Annotated in this window: 1 protein-coding gene and 1 pseudogene; both read right to left on the reverse strand. The window is 55.2% G+C overall.

The window, feature by feature from the left end:
• Positions 1–832: pseudogene (locus tag IQ254_RS30955) on the reverse strand (O-antigen ligase domain-containing protein); the annotation flags it as partial.
• A gap of 64 nt (positions 833–896) precedes the next feature.
• A complete protein-coding gene (locus IQ254_RS30960; protein ID WP_193969970.1) occupies positions 897–1709 on the reverse strand; it encodes a glycosyltransferase family 2 protein in 813 nt (270 codons plus the stop codon).
• Between the last annotated feature and the right edge of the window lie 122 nt (positions 1710–1831).

The following is a 1831-nucleotide window of genomic DNA, read 5'->3' on the forward strand; positions in this document are numbered from 1 at the left end:
ACCCCACCCAGGCCGATCGCACCCCCGCCAGCAAAAAGGATAGAAACCCCGTCAAAAAACTGGGCAAAAATATCGGCGGCTGGTATGACAACAAGATCATGACGCCGGCCAAAATGGCGATCGCAAACGGGCCGGGAGCGTTCATGGTGCTCCATACGCGAATGCCAAACGCTTCGGGCCGACCCACCGAGTTAATGGCAGCGTTTCTCATCCAGTAGACATCCCAGGCGGGGGCGATGACGTACTGATAAATGCCATAGCTGCCCATCAGCAGGGTGCCCCAGGTAAACGTTTTTTGAATAGACCGTTTTAGCTGGGGATAAATGCGCCAGTGCAGCGCTAAAAACAACCCAAAGACGACCGGCGGAAACCAGTCGAGGCTAGCGCGAATTACCGCCACAGGCGGGTTACTCAGCCAGCCAATCCAAAAGCTGTAGGCGATCGCCGCTAGGGCCAGGGTAAAACTGCTGTAACCTATGCGGCTCAGCTGGGCGGGGTTTTGCACCAGCTTAATGATGGCGACCAGGGTGACCACATAGGGGGCCAAAATCATGATGCCCAGGTCGTCAAAGCCGTTGTAATAGTCAGAAAACCGCCGAAAAAAAGGCGCTAAAAACCAAATCCAAAAGACAAAGCTAATGTACTCCGGGGTCGATTTTGAGTAGAGATAAAAGGCGATCGCCCCCGAGGCCACAATAAAAAAGAGCCGCACCACCAACCCCGGCCCGGTAAACGAGCCCAGTAGCGTAATGACGCCGAGTCCGACCAGCAAAACCAGCTTTTGCCAAGCTATGCGATCGTCGTCGTTAAAGGTGCTGATCAAATGGGTCACAGGCCGTCACAGAATTACGTCATTTGCCCTGGCAAATCAGTGGGTTGCCCTTTACTCTTCAGTCCTAGATCGACGGTTCAGGAGAGTTTGCCGAGGCCAGAACCACGGGCTTGGTCGCCGCCCAGGTAAGCTCATACAGCTTGAGCTCGCGCAAAATTTCGTAGTAGCTCCACAGCAGGGCTACGGTGAGGCCAGCCATGCCCTTGCGATACATGCGCTGGAGCAGATACTTCTGCAGAAACCGGGCTACAGGTCGTGCCAAAAGCCTCAGGGGGCTAAAGGTTCTACCTTTTTTTAACAGCGCCTGGGCATCGAGATCGGTGTATTTATTGAACCTCAGAACATGGTCATGGAGGCTGCGAAACCCATAGTGCCAAATCGTGCCCGTCAGCGTACCCACAGGTAAATTGCCTGGGTCGGGCTCTTCATGAACCACCACCTCAGGAATCGAAATCTGCTGCCGGTGGTAGAGCCGAATCAGCTGGTCAGAGGTGGTTTCGAGCCAGGCATCAAAAAAATTGCCAATCCGCTTCACCCTGAAGGCATAGACGCCATCGGCAGGGCGTTGTTTCCAGGCGTTTAGCGCCTGGGCTAGGTCGGCATCGACGGTTTCGTCAGAGTCGAGCATAAAGATCCAGTCTGAAGCCGCTTTCGCTGCCCCAAAGTTGCGCTGTTGGGCATAGCCGGGCCAGGGGTTAACGTAGACCTGACAGCCCAGAGCCTGTGCTGTTTGCACGGTGGCATCTTTGCTGCCGCCATCAACCACCACAATTTCATCGGCAAAGGGCAGGCAAGACTGAATCGCTCTGGCGGTGCGCTCTGCCTCATCTTGGGTGATGATGACGACGGAGATTAGACGACAAGACTGGGTAGACATAGCATTAACCAGGGCAGCACGGTAAACACGAAACACACAATCAACCGAAACAGGAACCCGCCTGATGCCGGGTTACGATGCCCGGGCCAGGCCAGAGGTTCTGAGCCAGGCCCCAACCCCGC

The sequence above is a fragment of the Nodosilinea sp. LEGE 07088 genome (assembly GCF_015207395.1).
Lineage (GTDB): Bacteria > Cyanobacteriota > Cyanobacteriia > Phormidesmidales > Phormidesmidaceae > Nodosilinea.